The sequence below is a fragment of the Bacillus sp. JCM 19034 genome (genome assembly GCF_001310635.1).
In the GTDB taxonomy this organism is placed as follows: domain Bacteria; phylum Bacillota; class Bacilli; order Bacillales; family Bacillaceae_D; genus Halalkalibacter.
On the sequence record NZ_BAXR01000012.1, the window covers coordinates 58,807 to 80,153 of the forward strand.

Genomic DNA, 21,347 nt, shown 5'->3' on the forward strand with positions numbered 1-21,347 from the left:
TGATTACCACAAGTATATAACTTGTTACGAATAATTGAGTCCATTTAGAATGTCTAATTAATTTCATATTCATTTGTAGCTTTCGGACGATTGTATCAGTAATATAAATCCAATCTCCAGCAAATACCCTCTCAAATGCCATCCCAATATGAGTTTGCTCACCTTTTTGTAAAAAAACAATCCGAGCAAACCGACAGCAGCAAACAAACCGACAATAAGAATCAGCCTTTTTCGAATTCGTACGTTTAAGAATTTGATTATGAGAAAACTGAAGGCAATCGCACAAGACAGAGCAGCACCAGCATTCGTTCCAAGTGAATGATTTCCTAATAAGACAAAAGAAAATAGTGCTATCACTCCAATATAGATCAATACAAGGTAGCTCTTTTTCTTTAAAAGTGGGCTCAATAACATGATAACCGCAATCATAAAGACTCCTACATATTCATTACCAATTCCATAATACCTTGCCCCTATGATTGGATCATAGCCTAAAAAGGATCTATGCATAAGTGGTGTACCTAAATAAAGGTCAATCGCAATGATTGCTGCAGTCAAACCACCGATAATAGGAATTGGATTTTTGCTAAACCGTTCAAGAAACCATCCTGACAAAAAGGTGATAGCTGTTAATCCAATGACAAAACCGATGACACCTAAAGCCTTTACGATTGGCGTTAGCAATAAAAACCAGAAAGGTGATAGTAAGGATGCAAGTAACAACACACGATTCCAAGCTTGCCAAACCACTTTTCTCTTAGGCTTCATCCACCCGAAGATTGCCGAAACGATTAGGGCCATCACGAGTATCGTAACGTAAATGGAGATAACAGCGGCACGATGCTTATAAATAAGCACTATTTCTTCCACACGGTTGAGAACATTCTGTTTATCCACATGTTCATTTTCCACTATTTTAATTGGCTGTCCAATCCAATTCATATCAGGTGCACCATTAAAGGATTTAACCCAAGTTGGTAGTAAGTCGACACTTGAGACTAAATAGTTTTGTCTCGTTGTTTCTGATGTTAGTGTTCCTCCGTTCTGGCTGGACCAATAAAATAAAGGTGCCAACTGATACTTTAAGTCATAAGCTTCCTGATGCATCATCGGGGAAAAAAGCCAAACTTCATTCTCATCATTAACGACGGCTTTCACAAATTGACTTAGTGACTTTAAGGATCGATTCAACTGCTCAGTAAAGTGTGAACGTTCCATTTGCGGTTTCATTGAAAATAGCCGATGAAGGTCACCCCATTCAATGACCGTAAACGTTTGATTTCCCTCATATGTAGTCACTTTATCTATTAGATACGATTGATTCATCGACTTACTAAATGGAGCCTTTTGATCCTCTATAATCGGTGCTATCAGTTCTCCAGTTGTATAACCTTTCATATTCATCGTTAACATTGATGCATAACGAACTTGTTCTAGGTCGGTATCACTATTGCCATATACTTGTGTTTTTATATCATTATCCTCTAACCACTGACCGAAGAGCCCCGGAATCGCTTTGTAGCTTGTCTTTCGATTTTTATCAACAAGCCGGTGGAATAATGGATGGACTAAACAATTAGAGCACGAATGCCCAGATAATTGGTACATCCAATCATTCGCTTGATAACTATTTATATATTCGGTATCTTCATAGCTGTTCCAATCTTGTACACCTACCGCTTTTCTCCCCGCCCCTATTGTAACCATATTATTTAAATAGGAATAAGGACCTTCTGGTCGAACATTCATCGCCGCCATAGCTGCCTTCTCCCATAACTCTTCTTCCGTATCTATCAGGATATCCACTTCTAAAAACGAGAGGCCAGGAACAACGATAACGACAATATGATTTGCGTGCCCAACTGATTGTGTATATCCTGTGAGTGGTTGAAATAGTATTAACCAGATCAAACAAAGTACAAGCCATTTTCTCCACATAGCAACTCATCCCCAAGAAATTTCAAGATACTATCCACATTACTAACAGGTTTATCCACAGAAAAACTAAAGGTATATATAGGTTATTTTAACTTATACACATTATCCACAATTTTTGACAGAAAAATTAGTAACACAGTAACACTTACTATAATAGGGTTTTAGAGGCTTTTCCACATTATCCACATTTCATGTGTATAAGTTATCCCCTGCATCTAGTAGCATATATAAAAAACACTTACTGGAATTATCTTCTCCAGTAAGTGTTATCTTATACTAATTACCATTGTTCTAAATCAATGCCGGGATTGCCATTTAAATCATAGTCTGAAAATTGTTTTTTCTTTAATTTAATGTTTGCTGCAGCAGCAATCATTGCAGCATTATCTGTGCATAAATTCAATGGAGGAATGATCACATCGATATGATGCTGAGCCATTCCCTCTGTTAAAGCTGCTCTTAAACCTTTATTTGCTGCCACTCCACCGGCTAGCAGCACTTGTCTTACATCATATGCTAGTGCGGCTCGCTCTGTTTTATTAACTAATACATCAATCACACTTGCTTGAAAGCTTGCCGCCAAATCTTGTATCGGCAAATTTTCATTCCGCTGTTTATAATTGTGGACCGTGTTAATAACTGCTGATTTCAATCCACTAAAGCTAAAATCATACGAGTCAGTTTCTAACCATGCTCTCGGTAATGAAATAGTTGCTTCTCCTTCTTGAGCAAGACGATCAATATGTGGTCCACCTGGATAAGGCAACCCAATCGTACGAGCCACTTTATCATATGCTTCACCGACCGCATCATCACGTGTTTCTCCAATTATTTCAAATGAGCCGTATTCCTTTAAATAGACGAGCTCTGTATGTCCTCCAGAAACAACAAGAGCCAATGCAGGATACTGTAACGAATCCAATATAAGTTGGTTAGCATAAATATGACCTGCAATATGATGGACACCTATTAACGGTAACTGATGAGCAAATGCAATGGCCTTCGCTGCATGAACACCAATTAATAACGCTCCAACAAGCCCTGGCCCTTCTGTTACAGCAACAGCCGCTAAATCGTTAAAGGAAACATTTGCTTTATCCATCGCCTCTTCGATAATAATGGTAATTTGTTCAACATGATGCCTTGATGCAATTTCAGGAACAACTCCACCAAAACGCTTATGACTTTCTACTTGTGATGAAACGACATTACTTAATATATGACGTCCGTTTTTCACAACAGCTGCTGACGTTTCATCACAGCTTGTTTCAATTGCTAATATTAATTCATCCATCTTCATCTAATTCCACCCACATCACTAATGCGTCTTCCTGATTATCCGCATAATAGTTTTTCCTAATACCGCCTTTTTGGAAACCAACCTTCTTATATAATTGCTGAGCTACATAATTTGATACTCTTACTTCTAATGAAACCTTGCTAACACCTAAGTGGCGAAGAAAGGCAAGTACATAGCGCAATAGTTTTTCCCCATGTCCTTGCCCCCGATGACTCGAATGGATACCAAAGTTCGTAATTTGAGCCTCCTCCATAATAACCCACATCCCACAATAACCGAAAATATGCCCATCCTCTTCATAAACAATATAATGAGCAAATTGATTAGACGTAAGCTCTTGTAGGAAAATCGCTGGTTCCCACGGGGTGGTAAACGCATCTCGTTCCACTTTCATAACATCTTCAAGATCATCGACTGTCATAAATCTAAATGTATACTTTTCTTCTTGGTCAATCATTTCACTCGCTCTTTTCTTTCTGAGCCTGTATCCATTTCGCTTCCGCTTCAGCTAATTGAATATAATTTGGAGTTAATTCATGTACATCTTGATAAATCTCGATTTCCTTCCCTAAAAACGCTAATTCGGAAGGCCGTGGTAGCGTTAATGTCGCTGGGGCAAATACGACCTGATCTCCTAATACCTCTACAATCCCTTCACGGTGGAGCTCAGCATCTTGTCCAATAACCATAATCGATTGCTTGCGGTTAGACAATTCGCTTAGCCATTCATCTAGCATTACTAAACGGTCCTCTTTAACTGTCACACCGACCCCATTTTGAAACGAATATAAGCCGTATAGACTTGTCCCCGTCTTGCATCGACTAAAGGTACGATTTCTCCATGGAACAGTCGACCAGCTTGAGCCATTAAGGCTAAACTCGATACTCCTACAACGGGAATTTGTAATGACCATGCCAATGTTTTCGCTGTTGTCACTCCAATACGTACACCCGTATAAGAACCAGGACCATTTGCTACAACAACTCTGTCAAGTTGATTAGGCTGGATTCCTACTTCATTCATCAATTTAGTAATCGCAGGCATTAGACGTAATGAGTGATTTTTTTTATATTCGTTATCATTTCTCCACGGACGATATTGTCTTCTGTTACAGCGACCCCCATCACATATGAGGATGTATCAATTGCTAATATTCTTGTCATACTGAAAGCTCCTTACTTAACTCACTCGAACGCGGGCCTGTTCCTTCTATTGAAATGAGCCGCTCTGTTTCACCCATATAATCAATGGTGATCTTTAATCGGTCCTCTGGTAGTTGTGCTTCTATCATCGACGGCCATTCAATCACCGTCACACCGTCCCCATAAAAATAATCTTCAAAGCCGAGGTCTTCGAATTCATCTTCTAATCGGTAAGCATCGATATGATATAACGGAATTCTTCCCTTATATTGCTTCATAATTGTAAAGGTCGGGCTATTCACCATTCGTCTCACTCCCAGACCCTTGGCTAATCCCTTTGTAAAGCTTGTTTTGCCGGCACCTAAATCCCCTTCTAACGTAATAACATCTCCAGATTGTACAAGCTTTCCAAGCTTTTCTGCCAATTCACTCGTTTCTTCCGGTGCAACTGTTCGTGTTGACCATTTATCCATCAAACTTCACCCACGCTTTTGAAAATGGTTATACCCTTTTTTTTCAAGCTTTGTTAATTTCCCTTCTTCTTGCAAATAGACGCCTTCCCCTTCAAGAACATGTCCAATTTTCGTGATCGTCAATTCTTGTTCCATATATGCTTCCTTTACAATTTTAAAATCTTCTTCCCCTATCGTTCCTATTAAAATAAAGTCCTCTCCGCCAAAAAACGTATAGTTCAACTGCTTCTTACGTGAGTAGTGCAACATCGCTTTATCAATCGGAATAGACATTTCATCAATATGTATTTTAACCCCACTCGCTTCTGCTATTTCATTCGCTTCACTTGCCACGCCATCACTAACATCATTTAATGCTACTCTTGCACCGATACGACTTAAAATCCGGCCTTGTTTGACATGTGGAAGCGGTTCTTGATGTGCTCTAACCAGTTGTTTTTCATCTTCTGAAAAAACACCGTTCAGCCCTTTTTCAAACAATAAATCCAAACCAGCTGCTGAAAGCCCAGCACATCCAGTTAGAAATACGATATCTCCAGGCCGTGCTGTGTCCCGATATAATGCTCGATTCCGCTCCACTCTTCCGATTACAGTAACGGTTAATACAAGTGTGTCAGGTGTCGAAACGGTATCTCCCCCTATTAAATCCATCCCATATGTTCCAGCTAATTCTGACATCCCCTCATAAACCTGCTGAAGTTCTTCTTGATTCCAATCAGCTGAAGCAGCAACTGAAACAAGATAGTAGGTAGGAATTGCTCCCATCGCAGCAAGATCACTGACATTGACTGCTAATACTTTTTTGCCGATTTGATAAGGAGTTAATGTGTCACGGCGAAAATGCACGCCCTCTACCATCGTATCAACACAAATGACTTCTTCATATTGTTCGGAACCACGATAAACAGCCGCGTCATCTCCAATCCCTTTCACAAGTGAAGATTGTCCTGTTTTATGTGGGGTAATAGAGGCGATAAATTCAAATTCGTCTTTCATTATACCACTCCCATCAATTAGAAAAACACTAAGCGAGTTTGTAATAAAAGCATCGTGTGCATCCATTACAAAGGTTTGAATTTAAGCTTTAAAGTGGGGTTCTTTCAACAAAATGTGTATCGTGTACAACATTATTCATCGGATCTACATACTCCTCTGTGACTCCTAGCTAGTGTTCACTTCTGCGGAGAAGTATTACTTTCTTATACTTTTAAAAAAAGCCGAAACATATACGTTTCGGCTTTTTGCGGTATTGCGGGGGATGGATTTGAACCATCGACCTTCGGGTTATGAGCCCGACGAGCTACCAGACTGCTCCACCCCGCGTCGTTCTAAAGTAATTAGATGTTGCTTTTGCTTCGGTGAGGACATCTCCTCTTCTCGCTTTTCATTGATGCTATCATGCGTCGATGTTACTCGAAGCTTTTTCGACGATGTAGGGCTCGTTGCTCCACCCCGCGTCGTTCTAAAGTAATTAGATGTTGCTTTTGCTTCGGTGAGGACATCTCCTCTTCTCGCTTTTCATTGATGCTATCATGCGTCGATGTTACTCGACGTACATTTTGCTTTTCAAAATAGCCCGGCAACGTCCTACTCTCACAGGGGGAAGCCCCCAACTACCATCGGCGCTGAAGAGCTTAACGACCGTGTTCGGCATGGGAACGGGTGTGACCTCTTCGCTATCGCCACCAGACTATCTCTAACAAGCAATATCTAATATACCATGTGTATTTATTATTTGCAAGTGTTTTTCTTATTTAAATGATTTTTCTTAAATATTTATATTGCTAGTAAGTATTCGTAAGCAATCTAACCCCGTAATTCACCTCAAATTAAACAACCCATCGACAAGTGGGGGGAATCTTGCCGATGGATACAGCAGGTCTCACTAACACTTTATTCCAAACCTGCAAATGACGATTTCTTTAATAGGTTTACCGATTACTTTGGTTTTTATACATCGTGTAAGCAATTCTCCATTTCTGAGGTCTACCTTTGACAATATCCCATTGAAACACCTTTTTGCTACCCACCACTAACCGGTGGAATAAAGCTACAGTATCTCCCGCCTTCACTGTTACCTGTTCATTTGCAAATTCTTCATTAATAGCAACCATCGCACTCTCTATAGAGGGTAGTGCAAACTCGTTCGTTAGTTGTTCTTTTAGTTCCGACACTGTTATATTAGATCGTTCAATTGTTAATTCATGCTGACCACTTTCTTCTTGCAACTGAGCAAACAATAAAACCTTAATCATCCATTTCACCCCCACTAGGCTTACCTAAAGGATATGGCGTTTTCCCGGATTGATCGCCGATCCACTTTGTCCCATCATGCCAGTATTCCTTTTTCCAAATAGGAACCATTTCCTTAATTCGTTCCATCGCATATGCATTCGCCTCATATGCTGCCTTTCGGTGGGGTGTCGATACAGCAATAATTACAGCGATATCCGAAATTTCCAACAGACCAACACGATGTGAGATTGCAATCGTCGCCCCTGGCCATTTTTCTTCTACCTCTTGACCGATTTGTTGTAATTTCTTAACAGCCATCGATTCATAAGCTTGATATTCTAATTGTAACGTCTGTTTACCTTGTGTAAATTCCCTAACGGTCCCGATAAACGTTGCGATGGCTCCACATTCCCGGCGTGTTACCTTTGCGACTAACTCCTCTACAGAAAGTCGTTCTTTGCAAATTTCAAACATTTCCTGTCTCATGTTAGCCCCCTTACTTGATTGATAATATAAGATAGATATTGTTGTTCATTAGTTATTGAAAAAACAGGAACTGCTGCTTTAAACGGTTGTAGCCAAGTCACAACGGCAATCACATTTTTACAACGATCTAGCAGTTGACGGTCTTTTTCTTCCTTCACCAGCACAATCTTTGGAAAGGCTTCGTCTTTATATCCTTCTACTAATATCAAATTTGGGTCGAACCTTTCTATTAATTTGATCGTATTCGACAGCCTTTCAACATGCTTAGCTACATGGAGGATCATCTCTCCCCTCCTTCTACAGCTGTCAGCCTCGCTCCTGCTTTTAAATGCCTATCACTATCCTTACTGTTTACTGAAAAAAGAGGATCTCCTTGATGCCCATGATGCTTAATCGTTGCAACATTCCAGCCAAGTTCTTTCGTACATTGATTAATGACCTTTTCTATTAAAGTCGTTTTTCCACTATTAGAATACCCTACTATTTGTAAGACGCTACTATTTGCTTCCAAGGCCATTCACTTCCTATTTGATCCTCTATCAATAACACATCTACACTCATTCCACGTTCATATCCCCTCGTTCCACCTGGTAAGAGCATGAGAGCATCCGCTCCAGAAAGGAACTAACGATTCCTGACTTATCAATACCTGACGGCTCAACATACAAAGAGTCCTCATCGAATACAAGCTGTGATCGGACTAAACGCATAAATGGATTCGGCTTTGGGAAATCAACACGTAAGGTTGCCTTTACTCTTCTTAAATGAGGCTTCGCACTGAAGAAAGCTTTTCTTAGAATCGGACGAACAAATAACTCAAAACCGACGTAACAAGCAGAAGGATTGCCTGATAAACCGTATATTATTTTCCCTTGTGGCAATGTTGCTACTGTCGTTACACTGCCAGGTCTCATTGCAATTTTATTAAAGAGAATGTTTGCCTCAAGTTTTTTTAAAATGTCTGGTATATAATCAAAATCTCCTACTGAAACACCACCTGTTGTAATAAGCACATCAACCTTATCCAACGCCTGAGCGATCGCTTCATAACACATGTCAAACTGATCAGCCAATTTACCAAAATATATAGCTTCTCCACCCGCTCGTTTAATTTGTGCCATTACCATATGCGTATTGCTATTTCGGATTTTACCTGGTACTAGCTCTTCGTCGACATCAAGTAACTCACTTCCTGTGGCCATAACACCAACTTGCACTTTTTTTGCGACAGTAACTTCACTATAGCCAAACGTCGCTAGAAGTGCGACTATTCCAGGATTAATTTGTGTTCCTTTTTCAACTAATATGGTTCCTTTTTTTGTATCTTCACCTTGGAAAGAAATGTTTTCATGCTTTTTTACTTTCCTCTTTATCTCAATTTTATTATTTGGTCGTTCTGACACAAGTTCTAGCATAATAACTGCATCACAGCCTTTTGGAATCGGGGCCCCTGTCATGATCCGCACCGCTTGCTGTGACTGCACCACATCATCGAAAACAAATCCTGCTCCAATATGCCCGACAACATCAAATGAAACAGGTGCCTCATTGGATGCTTGACTTGTATCAGTCGAGCGAATCGCATATCCATCATACGGTGATCGGTCAAAGGAAGGTACATCATGTGTGGCAATTAAGTCCTCTGCTAAAAAACGCCCGATTGATTGATCGAGTTTGACACGTTCTGTTAACTTCTCTAATGAGAACTTCATGACTCTTTCTACAGCATCACTAACTTGAATCGGTGTTCGCCTCTCAACCAATCCACTCACTCCATTCTAATATACTTGGATTTGTGTATTTATAATGTCAAAATGTTATGATAATAATTGAATAGACTTATTCTAGCATAAAGAGACAACCATGATAAAGAGAGTGTGAGAAATATGGACGTTAACGGTTTGATTTTAGCCGGTGGAAAGTCTTCTCGCTATGGAAAAGCGAAAATGTTTGAATACTATAAAGGTAAACCATTTTATCAGCATTCAATCGATGCATTTAAAAAAGGGGGCGTACAAACGGTAACAATTGTGACAAATGCTAAACTAGCTAAACGTTTTCATATAAAAGACGAGCATACTTCTCTATTCATTGAAGACATTCCTTTCCAGGGTCCACTTTATGCCCTATATAATGCGATGACTGTGTACAACGAAGCTAAATGGTTTTTCATTTTACCTGCTGATACCCCCTTTGTAACAGCAGCATTCGTACGACGCTTACTCTCATATCGAAAGAAGGAGCCTTCAATCCTCTTGCCTGTTTCAAAAGAATATGATCAGCCACTACATAGCCTATATCCTATTTCTTGTTTACCGATCATCAAAAGGTTGGTCCTTATGGAACAAAGAAGCATGAAACCTTTACTTGAGCAATTCCCTGTTCAACGGATTTCCTTTGACTGTACGTACCGCGATTTTGTTAATATGAATACACAAGCTGAATGGAGTGAATACAACAATGAGTGAATTTTCCCATTGGAACGAAGAAGGAAGACCTAAAATGGTCGATATATCAAAAAAAGAGGAAACAAAACGAACAGCAGTAGCTCGCTGCCGCGTACATTTTAGTGAAGAGCTATACGAAGCGATCGTGCAGCAGCAACTGAAAAAAGGGGATCCAATTCAAGTCGCTCAAATTGCGGGAATTATGGCCACTAAAAAGACCGCTGATATTATCCCAATGTGTCACACGATTCCAATACAAGGCGTTGATTTTACATTTCAATACGAAGAAGCGGAGGAAGGTTATCAGCTTATCATAGAAGCCACTGTTTCCTGCAAAGGAAATACAGGTGTTGAAATGGAAGCACTAACAGCCGTATCCGCAGCCGCCCTTACCTTCTATGACATGTGTAAAGCAGTTGATAAAGCGATTATCATTAAAGAAACGAAACTAATTTCTAAAACTGGTGGGAAAAATGGCGATTTTAACTTAGAAAAACACGAAGCTGCAAAAAAGCTCAACCCATAACTGAAAGGGTTGAGCTTCTTCAAATAAATTTACTCGATCTCTACTGTGAACTGTTTCTTTAACATCGTGCTTTCTTGATCTGATGTTCGTACATATACAATGACTTCTACAGTAATGAGATCACCGACTTGTGCCTCACCCCATGTTTGTAAATACATATAGCCTGGGCCGATCTCTACATAAAGTGCTGACCAATCATCCATCTCTATCCAAGCATCAACGATATTGACATTGTTGTCACTTGCATCACTAATGAAATAGGAAAATTCCATTGCATCATCAAAACCCATTGTTATATCTTCGAGTTCAAAGTGGTACATTCCTAGATCATCTATTGCGACGAGAGCTCCATCAGTAGACTCGACCCCATTATAATCTACTGCTACAACGAGCAAATGCGTTGCTCCTTCAGGGATTTCAGTCATTTCAGCAAAATCAAATGTTGGGTCTAATTCAACTGATTGAGTTCGATAATATTGTCGTATTTCGCCAAACTGATCAGTCCAATACAGCCTATACCCTGCCACGTTTGTCTCATCTTGTGCACGTTCAAATGATAATTCAGCCCTGATATTTGCCCGATTATCGGATCTTGATCCTGTTTACTAAAATAAGCCGATTGCGGTGAATCTGGTGCTTCCGGAGGCTCAACTTGTACATTGATAGTTGTCGACAACACTCGTTCATTGGTGTCTTGATTCATCACATGAATTGTTAACTCAAACGACCCCGGCTCTCCGTATGCATCCATAATTATATACGAGCCGTAAATATCAAACATAACACCTAATTGTTCATCGTATTCTAGTTCAAACTGATAGCGTCCCTCTCCTGTAATAGGCTCGTCGTATTCATTGCGAAAGTACTCACTTAAATTGAATTCCATAGAAGAGTGTTCCATTAACGTTATATCAGGTAATGGATGCGACAAAAACGGTTGACTGTTGTCAACAAACGCGAAAAACTGACTTGAATCAGCTTCTCCCCATTCATTTTTAGCAAAGACAACGAATCCTCTCGCCCCTTCAGGTATTTTCGTATCTTCCTCAAACGTATACACTAATTCTGCGTCCTTCTCTATGATCACAAGCGGATCAGCAAGCTTTTGCTGGTTTCCATCAGCCCAATATAAGACATAAGCTGTAACATTTTGCTCATTGTCAGCACGGGTAAAGTAAACATCACCAGCTAAAAAGCCATGCAATGGACTACTGTCTTCAAAATGCAGTTCACCTGGTTTCACCTGTGGTCGTCCTTCAACAGTGACGTCAAATGTATGGTCAAATCGTTCACCATCTTGTTGAAGTGTGAAAACGATACTCACTTCACCATCTGCCTTTGGCACAAGCGATAAAAAGTATTCATGAATATGTGCCTCAACTACTTCACCGTTATCACTAATAGCTCCAAAAGAAATGATATCATAATAAGTAAACAAATCTGTCAAATCAATTTGTCGTTCTCCCTCACGCAAATAGACATATTGATTAGTCAAATGCAACAATTCCGTTGCCGTTGTATCCCAACGAGCCAACCTTTCCTGCTCCTCTAACTCTCGCTGTCTCTCTTCCTCGCGTTGTCGTTCTTCCTCACGCTGTCTCTCTTCCTCACGCTGCCTCTCTTCCTCACGCTGTCTCTCTTCCTCACGCTGCCTCTCTTCCTCACGCTGTCTCTCTTCCTCGCCCCTCGCGTTGTCGTTCTTCCTCACGCTGACGTTCTTCCTCACGTTGTCGTTCTTCCTCACGCTGTCGTTCTTCCTCACGTTGTTTTTCTTCCTCTGGCTGTTTTTCTTCCTCTGGCTGTTTTTCTGGTTGCGGTTGTAGTGGTTCTGGTCGCCTTGGTTCTTCTGGCTTTGATTGTGGTGGTTCTGGTCGCCTTGGTTCTTCTGGCTTTGATTGTAGTGGTTCTGGTCGCCTTGGTTCTTCTGGCTTTGATTGTGGTGGTTCTGGTCGCCTTGGTCTTTCACGTTCCTGCTGAAATCTGTTTCGTTCTTCTTCTGACAAACGATCAAGGTGTGATTGTAATGCCCGTTCTTGAACCTCCTGTGCTCTCTGTAGATTTTCTCTCTCTCGCTCTTCTTTCTGCTGTTGTATTCTGTCCATCAATTCTTGATTTCGATCTTGTACTTCTTGCCTTCGCTGTTGATCTCTTCTCTCTTGCTTGTGTGCTAGTGTTTCTTCTCGCTTATTATAAACGGGGTTAAACGGAGTTACTTCGTTAAAGTCGAGATCAATAATATTAGAGTTAACCCTTTTTATTTCATTAATCCAATCCTCTACTTGCTCACTTGAAACTATATTTTCATTAATCGCCCTAGCAACAAATTGCGAAACTAACTTATCTAGGTTCTCTTGAAGCAAGGTGATCGAATCAGAATCAAGTCCTAATTCATCTCGTAGACCTATATTTTCTTCTAACTCTTGAAGAAAGCTTCTATTTTCTTCATCAATTTGCTCTTTATTTCTAATTATAGCTTCAACAACATATGCATCGATCATGTCAATTAAACTATCAAAATCTATATCCCCATGGGCATAAATGCTCTCTTCATTTGCATTTGAATCAATGGTTAATCCTGAAATGGGTATATTCGTCTTTCCTCAAATGAAACATCTGCATTTGGTTGACGTACCCCTACAACACCTGAGAACGTCGTAACCCCTACTAAAAATGTATCGGGATCAATAAAAGTGGCAAAATACGTCCCTTCTGCGTAAACTGTATGACTTCCTAATTCAATTGAATAATCATCATGTTCTCCCATATGAAAGGCGAACCCACTAAGTTGCTTCATGCTAACATTTATTCTGTCATTGACTTTTTCAATACTCGTTAAAATAATTTCCGTATTAGCCCCTATCAAAACAGATTCATCTACGTTCACAATCATTTCAACTGACGAATTTGAACCAGTAATTATACGATCAGAAACCATAAGACTAGTATCGTCCGTTATTGAAATTTCTTCTTCTTCACGAATAAGAGTTACATCGCCAATCGTTCGTGTTAAGTATAGATCGTTAGTAGAAGATACCTCATCAACATCGTCAGGGCTTTCCGCAGCACGAACAGTATGTTCTTGCCCTTCTAACACTACCTCTACCTTACTTCCATCTTGAAAGTAAAATATTATGATGAAAAGAAAACTTATAATGGCTCCAATATATAGAATGGATCGTTTCTTCATAGGACACCTCCTTAAATAAATTTAATGATCAGTTAGAACTCTTTTTTAAGAAAAGATAGCGTATGCATCCCTTTCTCAAGCAAAACTATAATCTGTTAGGTATTTTTTCACTCCCTCTTTTTCTTTTTTTAGTAAAAATATAAAACTAGATAATAGATATGTGTATATTTTACTACATTATTTCGGGTAACGTATGTAACGAAAGTAATGGTTGAGAGAATCTTTGAGTTTGTCCGATATACGATATTCAATATCATGGCAGCACAGCGATAAAAAACTTTGCGAACATCATCACCTCTTTTGTACGGCTAGTCTGATTTTAGTCACTATGTTTCTATACATCTACTAATTGTTCTTGTATTCATAAACCAAAATTAGACTGGGACAAAAGATTTCAACGAAAGAAAAATCCGAACCATGATTCAAAATTCTAGCGTAGAATGTTGAATTCGTTCGGACTTTTTTATTTATTAGCTTTTTGAACATGAAGTTATTCGTCTTATCGTTGTTCATATTAGTTATGTTCCGGATTCTTCGAAAAATTAATCTATCTACTTTCATGGTGAATCTATCCACCTAATTGCTTCAAAAAAGATAGATGGAATTCTAGTGCTTGTTCCGATGGAAAGGCTCTACTAAAGTCTTCTATTCCTAAGTAACCAGTATAACCAACCTCTGTTAAATTACGTAATACTTGCTCCCAACAAATTACGCCTTGTTCTACCCGTTCCCACTCAACATGCCATCTCTGTTCATTCATGATCCATTTTGCATTTTTCACATGAACGTGAGCTAAATACTCACCAAGAAGCTGTAGTGCGAGTTTATGGTTCTCATAGCCTTCATGAACTAAATTACCGGGATCATATAATACGCCAATATGACTTGGATTACAACCCTCTACTAATCGTAAGGCTAACGAGGCACTGGGAGCAATTGTACCATGATGGGTTTCAATCAATCCTTTTACTCCATATTGTTTACAAAGCATTTCTGCCTCGCCAATATAATGGCGAGCCTCTTTAAATAAATCATGATAATGTTGACGACCATCAAAAGACGGTACACCTAATCGAATCATATCTGCTCCAAGCTTATTAGCAACTTTTAAGACATTCTCTGTTTCTTTTAAATCTCCACATCTTAAATAAGCATTAATACTTAATGTTGAAATTTGCAAGTTCATTGCATTTTGCCGTAGCTTACTAAGATCCTGGTCGGACATATCCGGTGTAATCGTACAACGGTTATTCCCCCAAAAGCTTGGTTCGGCTGACTTTAGCTCTGGATCCATACTTTTGTATCGCCATTCAACTGCCGTATAGCCTTGCTCGCTCATGTTCTTAAGCAATTCCTCTGGCGTCCAATCGGGGGTCATAACTGAAAAAATAGAATATTTCATTTTACCAATCCCAACCTTTACGTTAGTTTAAAAAGCTTTTTTTGTATTGTTCAGGTGTTTCACCAGTTAATTTTTTAAAAACTTTACTAAAGTGCGATGGATATTTAAACCCTAATTGGTAAGCGAGATCCGTTACACTAACATCCCCCTCAAGCATGAACTCAATTTTTGCTTGATTAATTCTCCGCTGATTCAAATAATTAAAAATCGTAATGCCTGTCACTTCCTTAAATACATTGGCAAGATAATATTTACTAACATGTAATTCGTCCACAATATGCTCTAATTGCAGATGCTCTGTATAATGTTCTTCAATATATGAGATAACACGCTGTACATGGTGTTCTTTCTGACTATAAATAAATGGGTCATCCTTTAAAAATTGTATACAAAACGGATACAAAAAGGCTAGCAAATCTAATAATTGTACTTCAAACCGGAACTGAGAAATAGAATTTCCCCCATGAAAATGATCATTCATTTTCCGCAGCAGCTCTTCAAATTTAATTTTATCGTGCCCACCTAAATGAATACGAATTGACTTCAATTCTGTAAAAGGCTCAAGTAAATCTTTTCTATTCATTGAATGTAATATTTGTTCGACGTAATATCGGTCAAAATGCATTGTTGTTCGAACATATTCTTCATGCTCAAACAGCTTAGGACGATGTAGCGTCATCCCATTCATTAATAGGACATCTCCTGGTTCTAGCACGTATATGCGATCACCAATTAAATAATTACAGCGTCCACTATGAAAATAAAAGATTTCATAGTCTGGATGTGAATGAAAAGGAATATCTACTTTTTCCTTTTGCAAATAACCGATATCAATATAATTTTGCATGGTAAGTAGCCTCCTTTTCATCACAACACATTACTCGACTTTTATTGCTTTATCTTGGGCTATTAAACAAAGCTCAGCAGCCTTAAATGCATGTTCTTGTGTCATAGCCTTTTCCGAACGATTTAAACAATCTTCTATTAATTGACCAAAGAAAGGAAACCCTACTTCCCCTTTCAGAGAAACATAACGCTCACCTTCACTATTTACTAAATACAGGTGGTCACTATCATTGCTTCGAGCGATATCGGTGTACTTCCGTAACTCAATATATCCTTTTGTCCCAAGAATAAAGGTTCGGCATCTCCCATGTACCTAATCCATCAGGGGTATGCCAATCAACTCTGAAATAATTAGTAGCACCATTATCACCAACTAACGTAGCATCACCATAATCCTCTAGCTCTGGATATTCTTTCGCACCATAATTTGCTACTTTACTATGCAACACTTGTGCATCTTTACAACCGGCATAATATAAAAATTGCTCAATTTGATGACTTCCGATGTCACAAAGAATTCCACCATAATATTGCTTTTGAAAAAACCAATCCGGTCTCATAGAGGCAGATAACCGATGTGGACCAAAGCCTGTCACTTGTATCACTCGCCCAATCTCTCCATTTTGTATTAACTGTCCAGCATAAACCGCACTTTCAACGTGAATACGCTCACTATAATAAACCATATATTTCTGACCAGTTCTCTTAACAGTCTCTTTCGCACGCACCAACTGCTCTAATGTTGTAAAAGGAGCTTTATCGGTAAAATAATCTTTCCCATGCTCCATCGTCCTAATACCAAGATCACAACGTAACGAAGGAATCGCTGCCCCTGCAACTAAATGAACGTCAGGGTCATTTAACACTTCTTCATCCGAAGATGCAGCCAAAACATCAGGAAACGCTTTCAAAAATGCTGCAACTTTTTGTTGATCACTATCATAAACGGACTTTAACGTCGCTCCAGCCTCAATGAGCCCATTACACATTCCATAAATATGACCATGATCCAAGCCGATTGCCGAAAATATAAATTCATTTTGCCCAACAACGGGAGCACTCTTACCTTTCGGTGCATAATTCATCCCATTTCGTCTACTCATAGCTATCGCCACCTTTTCTAATGAGTTCCATCGACATTTAACATTTTCATAGAATCTCTTTTAACAACGGTAGAGTTTTTGATTTTATCTTGTAAATGGTCATAATAAAGCTCTTCATCAAGTGGGAGCGACACCCAACTATCAGTCCATGTTGACAGTTGCATGGCATTGGACATAATTAAACCATTAATCCCTTCTACTCCTGGTGCAATTAATTTTTCACCGGTTAAAATCGCATCAACAAAGTTCTGGGTGATACCTTTATGACCAAGCTCTATCCCTACAACTGGGACTTCACATCTCCAACATTCAGGACTACCAAAGCCCCCTTGATATTGCTGATTAAAATCTCTCTCTGGAATGCGTAAACGCCAAAATGATAAACGATCATTCTCAACAACGATTTTCCCGCGATCGCCTGCAATTTCAAGACGGTTCGTCCCCGGTGCCTCTCCTGTTGTTGTAATAAAAACTCCCGTCGCTCCATTTTCATGTTCAACATAAGCGGTAACTTCGTCTTCTACTTCAATGTTACGATGTTTTCCAAAGTGACAGAAGGCACGGATTTTTGCTGGTACAAGCCCCGTTATCCATTGCCATAAATCAAGCTGATGAGGACACTGATTTATCAACACCCCTCCACCTTCACCTTTCCATGTTGCCCGCCAACTACTCGAATCGTAATAGCTTTGTGATCGATACCAGTTAGTAATAATCCAATTGACACGCTTGATCTCTCCAAGTTCTCCTGATTGAATCATATCACGGATCTTTATATATAGTGGATTTGTCCGTTGATTGTACATCATCGAAAAGACAACTTGTTTTTCTTGACTAAGTTCGTTCATTTCTCTCACTTGTTTCGTATATACACCTGCCGGCTTTTCACATAGCACATGCTTCTTGCATTCAAACGCCTTAACTGCTAATCTAGGATGATCATAATGTGGTGTTGCAATCAAGACAGCATCAATATCCTCCGCTGAAAAAAATGCATGTTCATCGTCATAAACGTTTACTTCTTTTAGATTTTCTTTCGACCATTGTCGTCGTGTTTCATTCACGTCATAAACCGCCCGTAGCTCTGCACCTTTTATTTCATTCCGATATAAACACATCGCATGAGCGGATCCCATTGACCCGATTCCAATAAGACCAATTCGAACCTTCTCCATCAACAGCACTCCTTTCATTTATTACTACAATCGTAATAAATGAAGACCTTTCTTACTTCCATATCGTTATTCAATTCGCCCAATGATTTATATATAATTGCTGTTTACAATGGAGAGTTTCGCATCATCAGTCTGTATTCTCTATAAAATCACAACAACTAGAAATATAATTGGCAATACGACAATTAATAAAACCGTATTAATAAACCAGCTTGAATTAGCTAAATCCTGATCTAAGTTAAAAAGCTGTGGAGGCACTAAAGAAGTAAATCCCGGAGGCATAGCAGCTAAAATTAGAATCGCTTTAAATGCGATCCCTTCATAATATTCTTTTAAACCTAGTAATAATGCGAGCAATGTTATACTAACAGGTACAATTATATATTTTATGCTTGCTACTGTTAAACTCTCTTTTAGAAAACCCTTAAGCTTTGATACTCTTAAATTGAATCCAGTTGGAACAACTAGCAAAATCGTAAAAATCGGTACTAATACACGATTTAAATCAGCATATAAATCTGGACGCTCAATTGGAGAAACGTTTAATGCTGCTCCTGTTACAATTGCGAAAATCGTTACGAGAAAAAACGGATTACGAATCACTCTCGCCCACATGGATTCTGATCTCGCTTCTTGCTTGCGATCACCAAATGATTGAGCGACGGGAAAACCCACTGCATAATAAATCAGATCCTCGAACAAACGAAAAAGAGCCACAAAAGCAAGGCTCGCCTCCCCTAAAAAGACAAAACAAAATAACGCTCCAAAACTCCCTAAATTCGTGAACGTACCAGATGCAAACATCGAACCTTGCTTTTTTCTATCTAGTTTTAAAAGCTTAGCAGTATATAAAGCTAATCCCCCACCAAGAGAAATTGCTAATGCTCCCAAAATCGGTATATAAATTAAACGAATGTCATCCATTTCGACAAACCAAAACGCCCCTAAAATAATAATAGGATTGACTAGCAATAATGCCGTCATCGTACATTGTTTTAAGATCGTATGCATTTTCTTCGGTGATTCTATCTGCCCCTTATCTAGTAAAGCCCTTAAAACTCTACCAAACAATAAACCGACAATAATAATAGCTAACGCAAATACAAAGTTCCTATCATGACGCTCTCCCTTAATGTTGACTATCAATTTGCTACTATTAAGGTAACATGGTTATAAGGGAAATGATAGAATGCCTAACACGAATTCATATATTATTAATAAAAAAAGCAGGTTTCACTCCTGCTTTTCTGTATACCTATAAGTTAAAAGTTTACTCTATTAAGTCATTGTCATCTAAATCTAATATCACTTCATCTAAAGGGGATTGATACAAATGCGGTACAATTTTTATGTAATTTGTATGTTCAGTCGGTGTATACCGTAAAATATAACTATACTGATACCAAGTTTCAGTAGCACCTCTCGCTTGATGTACATTTGAATTCAAAAAATCAAACAAAGGATCTAAGGAATTGCCCTCGGAATCGAACACTTCAAAACTTAAACTATTTTCATTTATTTCCTCTTTACTATTAATTCTAAATCTTAATTCTACCGCTAGAGGAGATACGTTAACATAATGAAAATGTACTAAACCTAGAGAATCAATTTCTTCTTTAAAAGCAATTTTATAAATGTTACTATCAACTTGTCTTACTATATGTTTCTCTGTTATATTATCACCTTCCTGGTAGCCAATTGTAACAAAGCTTTCATCATCGTTTGTATAATTTAGTGGTAACTTCCCTGTCATATAAACAATATAATTGTTGCTACCTTCATAAGAAATGTCATAACTAAATTCAAGTAATTGTATTTCTTCATTATTGAATATCAAATTTAAATCCTCACTATTCAACTCCTCATAATCTTCCTGTGAAAGAATAAAAGTGACATACAATTTACTACTATCCATTAAGGCACTTATAATTTCTGGCTGCTCAACTAAATCAATAATTTTCAAATCATCATTTTCTTCTAAAACTAAATGTTGATCTAATGCCTTCTTTATCCCAGCGTCACCTAAATAATTAAATACTGACCCTATGTAAGGAAGTTCCTGTAACTTCTGAGCCACGATCGGATGCGAACCAATGGCTAATACCATTGCCAGCATTAATAAAGGGACCAAAACCATTTTCTTTGGAAATGAGTACCCTCTCTTACTTACCTTTCTATATTCACATATCTCGTTCCATATCTTATTATAATCAGGTGTATGCTTTATCTTATGTTTTCTGATCATCTCTTCAATTTTCATCTAACTTCGCCTCCATAAATCGAGCAAATTTAATAGTGTCAGTTTTCTTTATGAATTCGAGACTTGACAGTTCCAACTGGTATTCCTAATGTTTTTGATATCTCCTCTACTTTCAATTGATGGACATAACGTAATATGATCGCTTCCCTTAACTTAGGAGATAACGTATTAATTAAACTAACTAATTCATCTCTAGTTTCATTGTTACTTATTTCTTTCTCAATATTTTGATTCGAGATTAGATGAGTTAAATTTTCAAACAAGTTAAGTCTATTCTTTTTTTTCAAGTAATTCTTTGAAGTGTTAACACTAATCTTTAATAACCAAGCCCTCATATTTTCGATACGAGTAATATCATTTTCAAAGGCTTTTATAAATACATCTTGAGTCAAATCCTCTGCATCTTGATAATTGTTAACCATATAAAACATGTTTTAAATACATCTTCTTTAAATTGTTCAAATATCTCTCTTTTTTCATCTTTTATCTCCTTTCCTTCTACATATATAACACTTAACTTCATAAAAACGTTCACTTAACTTCATAATAATTTTTACTTTTCTAATCGATATAAATTGCTTTCTTGTAAATCTTTAATTGTTTTTTCTCTTTACATATTCCTCATAAAATCATAATTTGCTAATTTTAAATATTTGTAATTTACTCATGCAAATTAAATACACTCGTAGTCTTCACGGAAAAGAGAAGCTCCATTGAAATTCACCAAAGAAACACAACACAACGTGTCCCCTAAGTTTAGACGAATGGTTTTGCTTCGTTAAATACTGTTCCCTAGCCCAACTTATTGCTTTCCTTTTTTGCACAT

21 protein-coding genes, 1 tRNA gene, 1 rRNA gene and 4 pseudogenes are annotated in these 21,347 nt (G+C 38.3%); 2 read left to right on the top strand and 25 right to left on the bottom strand.

Annotation, left to right across the window (positions count from 1 at the left end; translation table 11 throughout):
• Positions 1–69: 69 nt before the first annotated feature.
• The 14 genes and pseudogenes from JCM19034_RS15055 to glp form a co-directional block, all read right to left on the bottom strand.
• A complete protein-coding gene (locus tag JCM19034_RS15055; protein ID WP_062051014.1) occupies positions 70–1,938 on the bottom strand; it encodes a hypothetical protein in 1,869 nt (622 codons plus the stop codon).
• A gap of 280 nt (positions 1,939–2,218) precedes the next feature.
• Positions 2,219–3,238, bottom strand: coding sequence for a tRNA (adenosine(37)-N6)-threonylcarbamoyltransferase complex transferase subunit TsaD (gene tsaD, locus JCM19034_RS15060; protein ID WP_062051016.1), 1,020 nt, complete (start codon positions 3,236–3,238; stop codon positions 2,219–2,221).
• Positions 3,225–3,695 carry a ribosomal protein S18-alanine N-acetyltransferase gene (gene rimI / locus JCM19034_RS15065; protein ID WP_062051018.1) on the bottom strand — a complete coding sequence of 157 codons (471 nt, stop codon included), beginning with the start codon at positions 3,693–3,695 and terminating at the stop codon, positions 3,225–3,227. The genes tsaD and rimI overlap by 14 nt, the downstream gene beginning before the upstream one ends.
• Position 3,696: 1 nt before the next feature.
• Positions 3,697–4,363 (bottom strand): annotated as a pseudogene (gene tsaB, locus JCM19034_RS15070) (tRNA (adenosine(37)-N6)-threonylcarbamoyltransferase complex dimerization subunit type 1 TsaB).
• Positions 4,364–4,398: 35 nt separating this feature from the next.
• Complete coding sequence (gene tsaE, locus JCM19034_RS15075) at positions 4,399–4,854, bottom strand: tRNA (adenosine(37)-N6)-threonylcarbamoyltransferase complex ATPase subunit type 1 TsaE (RefSeq protein WP_062051020.1); 456 nt, start codon at positions 4,852–4,854, stop codon at positions 4,399–4,401.
• 6 nt (positions 4,855–4,860) lie between these two features.
• Complete coding sequence (gene thiL, locus JCM19034_RS15080) at positions 4,861–5,850, bottom strand: thiamine-phosphate kinase (protein ID WP_062051022.1); 990 nt, start codon at positions 5,848–5,850, stop codon at positions 4,861–4,863.
• A 253-nt stretch (positions 5,851–6,103) separates the two neighbouring features.
• Positions 6,104–6,177, bottom strand: a tRNA-Met gene (locus JCM19034_RS15085).
• Between the two features lie 86 nt (positions 6,178–6,263).
• Positions 6,264–6,437, bottom strand: a complete 174-nt coding sequence (locus JCM19034_RS21885; protein WP_156324004.1) for a hypothetical protein — start codon at positions 6,435–6,437, stop codon at positions 6,264–6,266.
• Positions 6,429–6,544: ribosomal RNA gene (rrf, locus tag JCM19034_RS15090) — 5S ribosomal RNA — on the bottom strand. Before rrf ends, JCM19034_RS21885 begins: the two co-directional genes overlap by 9 nt.
• Positions 6,545–6,876: 332 nt before the next feature.
• Positions 6,877–7,109 (bottom strand): annotated as a pseudogene (gene moaD / locus JCM19034_RS15095) (molybdopterin converting factor subunit 1).
• A complete protein-coding gene (locus JCM19034_RS15100; RefSeq protein ID WP_062051024.1) occupies positions 7,102–7,575 on the bottom strand; it encodes a molybdenum cofactor biosynthesis protein MoaE in 474 nt (157 codons plus the stop codon). Before JCM19034_RS15100 ends, moaD begins: the two are co-directional and overlap by 8 nt.
• Positions 7,572–7,859, bottom strand: a complete 288-nt coding sequence (locus JCM19034_RS24195; RefSeq protein ID WP_062051026.1) for a molybdopterin-guanine dinucleotide biosynthesis protein B — start codon at positions 7,857–7,859, stop codon at positions 7,572–7,574. The genes JCM19034_RS15100 and JCM19034_RS24195 overlap by 4 nt, the downstream gene beginning before the upstream one ends.
• Entirely contained in the window at positions 7,856–8,086 is a 231-nt protein-coding gene (locus JCM19034_RS24200) for a molybdopterin-guanine dinucleotide biosynthesis protein B (RefSeq protein ID WP_062051028.1), read from the bottom strand. The genes JCM19034_RS24195 and JCM19034_RS24200 overlap by 4 nt, the downstream gene beginning before the upstream one ends.
• Positions 8,056–9,287: pseudogene (gene glp, locus JCM19034_RS15115) on the bottom strand (gephyrin-like molybdotransferase Glp). The gene JCM19034_RS24200 and the pseudogene glp overlap by 31 nt, the downstream one beginning before the upstream one ends.
• Positions 9,288–9,461: 174 nt before the next feature.
• On the opposite strand from glp, the gene JCM19034_RS15120 reads away from it, so the two are divergent.
• Both JCM19034_RS15120 and moaC read left to right on the top strand, forming a co-directional pair.
• Positions 9,462–10,043 (top strand): molybdenum cofactor guanylyltransferase, encoded by a 582-nt coding sequence (locus JCM19034_RS15120; protein WP_062051030.1) that lies wholly within the window; start codon positions 9,462–9,464, stop codon positions 10,041–10,043.
• Positions 10,036–10,548 carry a cyclic pyranopterin monophosphate synthase MoaC gene (gene moaC / locus JCM19034_RS15125; protein WP_062051032.1) on the top strand — a complete coding sequence of 171 codons (513 nt, stop codon included), beginning with the start codon at positions 10,036–10,038 and terminating at the stop codon, positions 10,546–10,548. The genes JCM19034_RS15120 and moaC overlap by 8 nt, the downstream gene beginning before the upstream one ends.
• Positions 10,549–10,577: 29 nt before the next feature.
• On the opposite strand, the gene JCM19034_RS15130 is transcribed toward moaC, so the two are convergent.
• The 11 genes and pseudogenes from JCM19034_RS15130 to JCM19034_RS15180 all read right to left on the bottom strand — a co-directional run bounded on the left by JCM19034_RS15130 (position 10,578) and on the right by JCM19034_RS15180 (position 20,952).
• Positions 10,578–11,075, bottom strand: a complete 498-nt coding sequence (locus JCM19034_RS15130) for a hypothetical protein (protein WP_156324005.1) — start codon at positions 11,073–11,075, stop codon at positions 10,578–10,580.
• On the bottom strand, positions 10,997–12,256 hold the full coding sequence (locus JCM19034_RS22360) for a hypothetical protein (protein WP_062051037.1): 1,260 nt from the start codon (positions 12,254–12,256) through the stop codon (positions 10,997–10,999). The genes JCM19034_RS15130 and JCM19034_RS22360 overlap by 79 nt, the downstream gene beginning before the upstream one ends.
• Positions 12,210–13,046, bottom strand: coding sequence for a hypothetical protein (locus JCM19034_RS22365; RefSeq protein WP_062051039.1), 837 nt, complete (start codon positions 13,044–13,046; stop codon positions 12,210–12,212). The genes JCM19034_RS22360 and JCM19034_RS22365 overlap by 47 nt, the downstream gene beginning before the upstream one ends.
• Positions 13,047–13,117: 71 nt before the next feature.
• A complete protein-coding gene (locus JCM19034_RS15145; RefSeq protein ID WP_062051041.1) occupies positions 13,118–13,735 on the bottom strand; it encodes a hypothetical protein in 618 nt (205 codons plus the stop codon).
• 568 nt (positions 13,736–14,303) lie between these two features.
• Positions 14,304–15,137: a sugar phosphate isomerase/epimerase gene (locus JCM19034_RS15150; RefSeq protein WP_062051043.1), complete on the bottom strand. Its 834-nt coding sequence runs from the start codon at positions 15,135–15,137 to the stop codon at positions 14,304–14,306.
• A gap of 22 nt (positions 15,138–15,159) precedes the next feature.
• Entirely contained in the window at positions 15,160–15,984 is an 825-nt protein-coding gene (locus JCM19034_RS15155) for an AraC family transcriptional regulator (protein WP_062051045.1), read from the bottom strand.
• Positions 15,985–16,014: 30 nt separating this feature from the next.
• A pseudogene (locus JCM19034_RS15160) lies at positions 16,015–17,086 on the bottom strand (Gfo/Idh/MocA family protein).
• A 17-nt stretch (positions 17,087–17,103) separates the two neighbouring features.
• Positions 17,104–18,261 (bottom strand): Gfo/Idh/MocA family protein, encoded by a 1,158-nt coding sequence (locus JCM19034_RS15165; RefSeq protein ID WP_062051047.1) that lies wholly within the window; start codon positions 18,259–18,261, stop codon positions 17,104–17,106.
• Between the two features lie 141 nt (positions 18,262–18,402).
• The gene (locus JCM19034_RS15170; protein ID WP_062051049.1) at positions 18,403–19,407 is read right to left on the bottom strand and encodes an AEC family transporter; all 1,005 of its coding nucleotides are present in this window, start codon (positions 19,405–19,407) and stop codon (positions 18,403–18,405) included.
• A gap of 124 nt (positions 19,408–19,531) precedes the next feature.
• Complete coding sequence (locus JCM19034_RS15175) at positions 19,532–20,521, bottom strand: hypothetical protein (RefSeq protein WP_062051051.1); 990 nt, start codon at positions 20,519–20,521, stop codon at positions 19,532–19,534.
• A gap of 38 nt (positions 20,522–20,559) precedes the next feature.
• Positions 20,560–20,952, bottom strand: coding sequence for an RNA polymerase sigma factor (locus tag JCM19034_RS15180; RefSeq protein ID WP_082394111.1), 393 nt, complete (start codon positions 20,950–20,952; stop codon positions 20,560–20,562).
• Positions 20,953–21,347: the final 395 nt, after the last annotated feature.

What these genes read in the sequence shown, in the direction of transcription:
- JCM19034_RS15100 (WP_062051024.1), bottom strand. Translation starts at nt 7,575, where the DNA reads ATGAGACAGGAAATGTTTGAAATTTGCAAAGAACGACTTTCTGTAGAG.
- JCM19034_RS24195 (WP_062051026.1), bottom strand. Translation starts at nt 7,859, where the DNA reads ATGATCCTCCATGTAGCTAAGCATGTTGAAAGGCTGTCGAATACGATC.
- JCM19034_RS15165 (WP_062051047.1), bottom strand. Translation starts at nt 18,261, where the DNA reads ATGGAGAAGGTTCGAATTGGTCTTATTGGAATCGGGTCAATGGGATCC.
- thiL (WP_062051022.1), bottom strand. Translation starts at nt 5,850, where the DNA reads ATGAAAGACGAATTTGAATTTATCGCCTCTATTACCCCACATAAAACA.
- rimI (WP_062051018.1), bottom strand. Translation starts at nt 3,695, where the DNA reads ATGATTGACCAAGAAGAAAAGTATACATTTAGATTTATGACAGTCGAT.
- moaC (WP_062051032.1), top strand. Translation starts at nt 10,036, where the DNA reads ATGAGTGAATTTTCCCATTGGAACGAAGAAGGAAGACCTAAAATGGTC.
- JCM19034_RS15155 (WP_062051045.1), bottom strand. Translation starts at nt 15,984, where the DNA reads ATGCAAAATTATATTGATATCGGTTATTTGCAAAAGGAAAAAGTAGAT.
- tsaD (WP_062051016.1), bottom strand. Translation starts at nt 3,238, where the DNA reads ATGAAGATGGATGAATTAATATTAGCAATTGAAACAAGCTGTGATGAA.
- JCM19034_RS22365 (WP_062051039.1), bottom strand. Translation starts at nt 13,046, where the DNA reads ATGATCGATGCATATGTTGTTGAAGCTATAATTAGAAATAAAGAGCAA.
- JCM19034_RS15145 (WP_062051041.1), bottom strand. Translation starts at nt 13,735, where the DNA reads ATGAAGAAACGATCCATTCTATATATTGGAGCCATTATAAGTTTTCTT.
- JCM19034_RS15175 (WP_062051051.1), bottom strand. Translation starts at nt 20,521, where the DNA reads ATGAAAATTGAAGAGATGATCAGAAAACATAAGATAAAGCATACACCT.
- JCM19034_RS15180 (WP_082394111.1), bottom strand. Translation starts at nt 20,952, where the DNA reads ATGTTTTATATGGTTAACAATTATCAAGATGCAGAGGATTTGACTCAA.
- JCM19034_RS15055 (WP_062051014.1), bottom strand. Translation starts at nt 1,938, where the DNA reads ATGTGGAGAAAATGGCTTGTACTTTGTTTGATCTGGTTAATACTATTT.
- JCM19034_RS15120 (WP_062051030.1), top strand. Translation starts at nt 9,462, where the DNA reads ATGGACGTTAACGGTTTGATTTTAGCCGGTGGAAAGTCTTCTCGCTAT.
- JCM19034_RS15150 (WP_062051043.1), bottom strand. Translation starts at nt 15,137, where the DNA reads ATGAAATATTCTATTTTTTCAGTTATGACCCCCGATTGGACGCCAGAG.
- tsaE (WP_062051020.1), bottom strand. Translation starts at nt 4,854, where the DNA reads ATGGATAAATGGTCAACACGAACAGTTGCACCGGAAGAAACGAGTGAA.